Source organism: Dialister sp. UBA1703, from assembly GCA_002320515.1.
Taxonomy (GTDB): domain Bacteria; phylum Bacillota; class Negativicutes; order Veillonellales; family Dialisteraceae; genus Dialister.
On record DCJJ01000010.1, the window covers coordinates 1 to 8,631 of the forward strand.

General features: G+C 53.9%; 6 protein-coding genes. All 6 read right to left on the reverse strand.

Annotated elements, in window-relative coordinates:
• Positions 1–222: 222 nt before the first annotated feature.
• The 6 genes from speC to B2Y11_RS00660 all read right to left on the reverse strand — a co-directional run bounded on the left by speC (position 223) and on the right by B2Y11_RS00660 (position 8,461).
• Positions 223–2,412 (reverse strand): ornithine decarboxylase, encoded by a 2,190-nt coding sequence (gene speC / locus B2Y11_RS00635; RefSeq protein ID WP_291054781.1) that lies wholly within the window; start codon positions 2,410–2,412, stop codon positions 223–225.
• Between the two features lie 365 nt (positions 2,413–2,777).
• Entirely contained in the window at positions 2,778–3,452 is a 675-nt protein-coding gene (locus B2Y11_RS00640; protein WP_291054784.1) for a TetR/AcrR family transcriptional regulator, read from the reverse strand.
• A 10-nt stretch (positions 3,453–3,462) separates the two neighbouring features.
• Positions 3,463–4,581: an ABC transporter permease gene (locus B2Y11_RS00645; RefSeq protein ID WP_291054787.1), complete on the reverse strand. Its 1,119-nt coding sequence runs from the start codon at positions 4,579–4,581 to the stop codon at positions 3,463–3,465.
• A complete protein-coding gene (locus B2Y11_RS00650) occupies positions 4,578–5,684 on the reverse strand; it encodes an ABC transporter permease (RefSeq protein WP_291054790.1) in 1,107 nt (368 codons plus the stop codon). The genes B2Y11_RS00645 and B2Y11_RS00650 overlap by 4 nt, the downstream gene beginning before the upstream one ends.
• Positions 5,660–7,435, reverse strand: a complete 1,776-nt coding sequence (locus tag B2Y11_RS00655; protein WP_291054808.1) for an ATP-binding cassette domain-containing protein — start codon at positions 7,433–7,435, stop codon at positions 5,660–5,662. Before B2Y11_RS00655 ends, B2Y11_RS00650 begins: the two co-directional genes overlap by 25 nt.
• A gap of 6 nt (positions 7,436–7,441) precedes the next feature.
• Positions 7,442–8,461: an efflux RND transporter periplasmic adaptor subunit gene (locus B2Y11_RS00660; protein WP_291054793.1), complete on the reverse strand. Its 1,020-nt coding sequence runs from the start codon at positions 8,459–8,461 to the stop codon at positions 7,442–7,444.
• Positions 8,462–8,631 lie beyond the last annotated feature (170 nt).

Genomic DNA, 8,631 nt, shown 5'->3' on the forward strand with positions numbered 1-8,631 from the left:
TCAATATGGAGAAAAGGCAACCGTTAACAATGATATTTGACTCAATTTTGTTGATCTTCCTCAGCTTGTTCCTTAACTAAGTAGCATTGCCAACAGGCGGGGGTGGGCAAGTTTGGGGAAGAAAAGCCAACTCCCCCAATCCCGGCACCGATCCCGATTTCGATCCCAATCGCGTCGAAGGCGCTCCCTTCCACCACTGACGCTCACTAGCACCCCAGCCCACTAATCCTTATAGTCCTTCTCTTCTTCCTTCTTCAGCACATAGCCTTTGGCCTGCAAACGGCCGGATTCATCTTTTTCCAGGTATACCCCCTGCAGTTCCGGGGCGAAGCCGGGGAGGATGTTTGCTGTTTCCACGAAGTCCAGGAAGTAGTCCAGAGCTATGCGGGACCACCGCTCTCCGGGCTGGACGCAGGTGACGCCGGGGGGATAGGGCACGGCGGCCTGGAGGGCCACTCTTCCTTCCGCCTCATCCAGGGGGATGAGTTCTCCCTTTCCCCGCACCAGGGCCCAGTTGGCTTCCTGGGGACTCATGAAATACTCCGGGAAGTAGGATTTCAGGAACATTTTCTTCTGCAGCACGTTGATTTTCCTTGCTTTATAAAAGTCATGGAGTTCCTGGCAGAGCTGACGGATGGTGTAGCGCTCGTAGCGGGAGCTGTATTTCCTGTATACCGTGGGGAGCACCTTTTCCATAGGGGAATTTTCGTCGATATGCTTTTCAAACTGCACCAGCTTGGTAATGAGGTTATCCAGCTTCGTTTCCGTTTCCGCCGGCGTCATAAGAAAAAGAATGTCGTTCAGGTCGCATTTTTCCGGGATCACCTGGTTATCCCGAAGGTAATCGGCCAGGATGACGGCAGGAATGCCGAAGTCCTCGTATTCCCCGGTTTCCATATGAATGCCCGGCGTCATGAGCTGCAGTTTCATGGGGTCTATGAAATACTGGCCCTTGGCGTAGCCCTGGAAGGAGTGCCATTTGCCGCCCGGTTCAAAAGCGAAGTAGGCAATGTCTTCCGCCATTTGTTCCGTATCCCCTTCTTCCCATTTCTTCCCATGAACCACAGGCGGCACAATGGGACGGAGGTAGCGGCAGTGGCGGAGCACTTTTTTTCTGGCTTCAATGGCATTGACAATACATTCATGCCACAGCATTTTCCCTGCATCGCCTTCCTGCATTTTAGCATTCATGTCCAGGGAGGCAAAAATCTGGTAGTTCGGGGAAGTAGATGAATTCACCATGAAGGCATTATTAAAAATCTTATGAGGCACATACCGCGCCTGCCCCTTGATGTGGGAGTCTTTTTTCAGAATCTGGGAGGCCTGGGAGAAACCGGCCTGCTGCTTATGAATGGACTGGGTCACAATGATGCCGGGGTCGTCGGGCTTAAGGTCAAGGAGCAGGGGGCTGCAGTCCTTCATCATGGGAATGAACTGCTCGTAGCCTACCCAGGCGGAATCGAAGACGATGTAGTCGCAAAGATGGCCGATTTTTTCCACCACCTGCCGGGCATTGTAAATGCAGCCGTCATAATTTCCCAGCTGGATTACCGCCGCCCGAAGAGGCCTGTCCATGCGGGCCCGCCGGGGATCTCTTTCCGCAATGAGCATGCGGATGTATTCTTCATTAAAGCAGTGATCCAGCACGCCGCCGATGAGGCCAAAGGGGTTCCTGGCGGTTTCCAGGTAGATGGGAATGGCACCGGCCTGGATGAGGGCGCCGTAGCCTACGGACTTATGGTTGTTTCTTTCATAGAGCACCAGATCTCCCGGCGTGAGGAGGGCATTCATAACCACCTTGTTGGCACCGGACGTGCCGTTCAGAATGAAATAGGCTTTGTCTGCATTAAACACCCGGGCCGCATGTTTCTGGGCCGCCAGGGCTGCTCCTTCATGAATGAGAAGGTCCCCCATGGCTACGTCGGCGTTGCAGAGGTCTGCGCGGAAAGTATTTTCCCCGTAGAAATCATAAAAAATGCGGCCTGCAGGATGCTTGGTGAAATAAGAGCCCCCCTGATGACCGGGACAGTCAAATTCCGAATTTCCCCAGCTCACATATTCCCGGAGCATTTTAAAGAAAGGCGGAAGGAGCGACTCCTCATAGGAAGAAGCCGCCTTTTCAATCTGCCGCTCGAAAAAAGGACGGTGCAAAGGATTGGTATCAAGAATGCCCCACACCTTGCCAAGCACATCGTCAGTCTTCTCAAACCGGTCAGCCGCCACAAGAAACAGGGGGATATGGAAAGCCGCAGCCCTCCTGTCATTCAGTATGCCGCTGTCCTCCTCCGTCACCACCAGGCCGGCAATATCCGTAAAATCCGTCTCCTCCGCAGCAGCTGCCTCCCTGGTAGGAATAGGCGGAAACAGCTCCAGCGCCTTCTTCGTATAAGCAATCTTCAAATGGTCCTGCATGGGAATCCTCCTGTACCGTCGGATAATTTTTGCTTCACATCTTATAAATAGTATATCAAATGGAAGGAAAGGTTTACAGGGTGGGGATGGGGTTAAAGAAAAAGGGGGGCGCCCGTTTTGCGGGCGAGGGTTGTAGCCGCCTGCCGGCGGCGGGTTGTGTAGAAGGGTTGTGTAGAAAGGGGCGGGAAAAAGTTCAGAGGGTTCAGAGGGGAAGGTATCGCCCTGCGGGCGATGAGTTTTATAGCCAGCGTTACGGGATTACCCTTTGTGCCAACAGTGCTGCATGGCGAAATGCCATAGCCCCCTTCCTCTGGAAGGGAGTCCAACGTCTGACCGTCTGTCTCCACCTCCTCAAACCTCAATTCTCAAATCTCAAATCTCTTCCCGCCCCACTTTTCCTTCAGCCGGTCCAGTCCGGCGAAGACGAATTCTTTCAGCATGTCCGCTTCTTCCATTTTTTCTTTTCTGTCCCTTTTGGAAAGGCCGTACATAACAAGGCCCATCTGGCGATGGCCGGAAAGAAGGAAAATGAGGAAAGGCGAAAGGGCGGCCAGAAAGGCCCGGGGTACTCTGGCATCATGGGCAGGAAGGCCCATATAGCTGGAAAGAATATCCAGCACCGGCGTCAGCTTTCGCCCAATATAGCTTTCCACAAACCTGGTGAATACGTCCGACGGGTTAATGAGTTCCCGTATGCTCACCTTTACCTGCCAGCTTTCGGAAAAGAGGGCTTCCTTCACATATAAATCCAGGAGCTTCATCAGTTTCTCCCGGGGCCCTATGTTCATATGGTAAATGGTTTCTATTTCCACCGGCGAAAGGACATAGTGGTATACCTCATTCAGCACCGCCTGGTAGAGACCTTCCCGGCTGCCGAAGTGATAGTTCACAGCTGCCATATTGACCCCTGCCAGACGACAGATATCCTTGCTGGTGGTACGGTCATAGCCCTGGTCTGCTATCAGGCGGCCGGCGCACTGAATGAGCCGGGCTTTTGTTTCCGCGCCGTCTTCCCTTGTATTCTTTTTGATGGATTTCATACATTCACCTTCAATTCATATGATGCCGGAACAGGTACCCCGCAATGGTGAGGGTCACCAGGGATATGACGGCCAGGGGCACAAAATTCCAGGCCAGCTCTCCGAAGGTAAGGCCCTCCAGATAGATGCGCCGTATCAATTCCAGGGCAAAGCGCAGGGGATCCGCATAGGTCACAAGCTGCAGGAAAGGAGGCATATTCCTTACCGGCGTAATAATGCCGGAAAGAAGGGCCATAGGAATCATGAACACAATGACATAGACCAGCACCTGCTGCATGTTTTTGGAAATAGAGGATACAATGAGCCCGCAGCCGGTAGAGCTTAAAAGGTAGAAGAAAAGGGCTGTATAGAAGGTCACAAGGGAGCCTGCAAAGGGCACGTTAAACCAGAAGTAGCTGATGCAGAGGAGAATGGTGCACTGTATAAAGCCCACGATCATGGGAGGCACCGCCTTCCCCACAAGAATCACCGCCGGAGAGACCGGCGCCACCAGAAGCTGCTCGAAGGTGCCTTCTTCCCTTTCCCGGGCCACCGAAAGGCCTGCCAGGAGAAAGACCTGGGCAAAGCTCAAAAGGCCGATAATACCGGGCAGGAAGAACCAGCGGGTAATCTGGTTCGGATTGAACCAGGTCCTGCTTTCTATGGTCACCGGGCTTTCCCTTCCGGCCCTTTCCAGATTGAACTGTCCCACAATATGGGCGGCATAGGCAGAAGAGAGGCCGGCGGTCATGGTATTTCTGCCGTCCGTAATGATCTGGATGTCCGCTTTTTCTCCCCCATCCAGTTTTCGCTGGAAATCGGCGGGAATGAACACCGCCATCACCGCATCGCCCCGGGTAATGATAGTTCCCATTTCATCGGGATTCTGCAGCGTGGCCACCCGATGGAAAAGTCCGGTGCCGTCAAAGCGGGAAAGGAGGCGGGAGGAATCATAGCTCCTGCTTTCATCCACTGCCACATAGGGCGCGTCTTCCAGATTGTAATTGGCGGCATAGCCGAAAAGGAACCCCAGAATAATGACCGGCACCACCACGATGCGGCGGGTGGCGGGATCATTCCAGATGGCCATGATTTCCTTCACGCAGATTACCCGAAGCTGCTGAAGGAAAAGTCTGATGTCATCCATCATTCCACCTTCTTCCTGGTCATGCCGAAGGCAGCACTGACGAAAAACAGGGCATACAGCATAAGGAGCCCTCCCTCTTTCAGAAGAAGGCCTATATCGGTGCCGGAGAGGAAGAGTGTCCTGATGGAAATAAGATAGTGGGAAAAGGGCAGCACTTCCCCTACGGCCTGTACGAATTCCGGCGTAGAGCGAAGGTCAAAAATGAAGCCCGACAGCACCAGGCAGGGCAGGAAGCTGATGAGCAGAGAAAACTGGCAGGCCAGGAACTGCCTTTTCGTAATGGCAGATATTACCAGCCCTATGCCCAGAGCCACCAGAAGATACACCATGGAAATCAGAATCAGTGCTATCAGGGACCCCTCCAGGGGTACTTCGAAGAGGAAGCGGGACAGCACCAGGCAGATGCCCATGCCCAGAAGGGCCACGCAGAAATAGGGCACCATTTTGGCCAGCACCAGCTCCATGGGTTTCACCGGCGTGACGAAGAGGGATTCAAAGGTACCCCGCTCCCATTCCCGGGCCATAACCACAGAGGTCAGCATGACCCCCACGATGGTCATAATGAGCATGATAAGACCGGGAATGAAGAACCAGGTACTGGAATTGGCATCGTTAAACCACATGCGGGAAACGATGGAAATTCCGCCTTTACCGGTGAGCCCTTCCTTTGCCATCCAGGCGGACAGGGAACTTTCCACATAGGAGCCGGTGCTCATGGCCGTGGCCGTTTCCACACCGTCCATAATGACCTCAACCTTCGCCCGTCCTTCATAGAGGGAGGAGGTGAAATCGGGAGGAATATCTATAATGACATTTACGTCCCTGTCCAGAAGCTGTTTTTCCGCCTCTTTCATGCTTGTCACATAAACCGGTGAAAAGTAGTCGGACCCGTTCAGAAAGCTCACGGCATCCTGGGCTTTGGGCGATGCATCTTCCAGCACCACGGCGCAGGGTACGTTCTTCACATCCAGGGATATGCCGTAACCGATGATCAGGATCAGAATAATGGGGAGCACGATACCCAGAAGAAGAGAGCTGGAATCACGGATGAGCTGGAGAAATTCTTTGTAAATCAGCGCTTTCATGCGCCGGCAGAATCCTTCCATGGATTTTTCTCTCCTTTCTTCCTTGCTTCATCAACGATTTTAATAAAAATATCATCCATATCCGCCCGGGGTTCCTTCAGTTTTCTTCTGATTTCTGAAGGACTTCCGATGGCCAGCAGCTGGCCGTTATCCTGAATCATGAAACGGTCGCAGTACTCCGCCTCTTCCATGAAATGGGTGGTAATGATAATGGTGGTCCCCCGGGCGGCCAGGGTGGTAATCTGCCGCCAGAAATTGCGTCTTGCCAGAGGGTCAATGCCGGAGGTGGGCTCATCAAGAAACAGGATTTTAGGCTCATGAATAAGGGCGCAGGCCATGGACAGGCGCTGCTTGTAGCCGCCGGGGAGATCTCCCGCCTTCATGTCCAGCCGGTTTTCCAGATGAAATTCCTTCACCACTTCCCTGATCCGCTCCTTCTTCTTTGCCGGTGCCAGTCCATAGAGGCCGCCGAAGAAATTCAGATTTTCCCGTACCGTCATGTGGCTGTAAAGAGAAAATTTCTGAGCCACATAGCCTATGTTGGCCCTGGCCCTGGTTCTGGCCTTTCTCAAATCCACCCCTGCCACCGAAAGGAAACCGCTGGTTTCCGGCAGAAGGCCGCAGAGCATTTTGAAAGTGGTGGTCTTTCCAGCGCCGTTAGGCCCCAGCAAGCCGAAAATTTCTCCTTTATGCACCTCAAAGGATGTATTGGCTACCGCTGTGAAATCGCCAAACTTCTTCACCAGATTTTTCACCCGGATATTGACCTCTTCCGAAGGCCGGCCGCCTTCATCCAGAGCTCTTTCGCTGTCCGGCGAAGATTTCAGTATCGACGGCTCCGCTTTCCTTAGAAGAATCATAAAGCCGTCCTCCAGACGGGGTTCATCGGCTTCCGCCTTGAGACCTCCGGCTTCCAGACAGGGAATTACCATGCCTTGCTTTCGGGCAATGAAATGGACCTCCCCGCCCCGAGGCACCGCGTCCACCACATGATCATCATCGTCCAGTAAATGGGCCTGGAGAATCCGGGTAGGCATCCCTGCCTCCGGCATGACCCGGTAGGTACGTCCCCGGGCCAGGTTCCGCAGATCCTCCGGCGTGCCGTCAGCCAGGATACGGCCCTTGTTCAGCACAAACACATGACGGCACATTTCCGCTTCATTCATGTAGGCAGTGCTGACAAAAATGGAAAGATGCTCCTCCTTCACAAACTCTTTCAGAATGTCCCAGAGCTCCCGACGGGACAGGGGATCCACCCCCACCGTAGGCTCATCCAGGAGAAGCAGGTCCGGCGAACGGACCAGGGTGCAGGCAAGGCCCAGCTTCTGCTTCATGCCGCCGGACAGCTTCCCTGCAAACCGGCCAGTGAACCGCTCCAGCCCCATCATTTCCAAGAGCTTTTGAAAGCGGGCAGGCCGCTTGTCCTTTGCAACGCCGTGCAGGTCGGCATAGAGATTCATATTCTCCGCCACCGTCAAGTCCTCATAGAGTCCAAATTTCTGGGGCATGTAGGAAATGCGGCTCTGGATTTCCTGCGCATCTTTCACACTGTCAAGGCCCAGTACGGAAAGACTGCCGGAGGAAGGCGCCATGAGGCCCGCAATGAGCCGCATGAGGGTAGTCTTTCCGGCGCCGTCAGGACCGATCACCGCCGTAAGCTCTCCCCTTTTCACGGAAAGGGACAGATGGTCCAGGGCAGGAAGGACGCCCCCTTTGATGGCAAAGCCTTTATACAGGTCTTTGGCCCTGATTACAGAGTCTTCCAATGTCATCACCCTTTACAGTCCGATTTTTACCGTAGCCGGCATGCCCATGCGCAGTCTGTTTTCCGGATCTGTCACATACACCCGCACCTCATAGAGAAGGGCCGTGCGGAGTTCCGAGGTCTCCACATTTTTCGGCGTAAACTCAGCGGTGGAGGAAATATATCCGATCTGGCCCTTCACCGGATTTTTCGGATCGCTGTCTGTATACACCCTGGCGTCCATGCCTTCATGGATTTTGCCCAGGTCCCCTTCCTTCACATACACCCGTACCCATTTCTTCGTATTCAGGGACATGCGGAACACCGGCTTCTGGGGAGAAGCCATATCCCCCACTTCCATAAGACGGGACCGGATGACGCCGTCCTGGGGCGCAGTCAGTTCCGACTGGGACAGGGTATACTCTTCCTGCTTCAGCGTATTCTTAAGCGCATCCAGCTGTGCTTCCCCGGCCGCCACATCTTCGCTTCTGGGGCCGGCCACAGCCAGATTCTGTGCTTCCTCTGCCTCATTCACCTTTGCCTCGGCCACCTGAAGCTTCGTCCTGGCATCCTCAAGGACCTGGCGACTTACGGACTTGCCGCCGGAAGCCTGGAAAGCATCCTGTTTTCTCTGGTAATCAGAAGTCAGGAAATCCTTTTCTGCCCGGGCTTCCCGGACCTTGGCTTCAGCGCTCCGCAGATCTTCTTCCCTAGTGCCGTTATGAAGTTTATCCACCACCGCCTGCTGGGCATCGACCTGGGAACGGGTAATGTCCATGCGATGCTCCAGATCCGCCGTGTCCAGCTTCGCCAGCACTTGTCCCTTCTTCACCGCATCCCCTTCCTCCACAAGGATATCGGAAATACGATCGCTGTTCTTAAAGGCCAGTGACACCTCCCGGAGATCCACATTGCCATAGAGCACCAGCTGATGCGCAGCCTCTTCCGCCGCTTTGCGGTTCCTGTACTCATAGCATCCAAAGCCCACGGCCAGTATAAGAAGGGCCGCTATGAGGATAAAGGCTTTTTTATGCTCCCTGCATTTTTCAAACATACTATGCACCTCACATTTTTATATAAAACACGCCCTTCAAACGGTCAGCCGACAATAAGAAGGCCCTTTTATGGGCAGGCTAAGGGCCAACTTCGGCTGACTTGCGCATTCTATGCAGAATGCGCACATGAGGGTTCAGAGGGGTCAGAGGGTTCAAAAGGTTCAAAGGG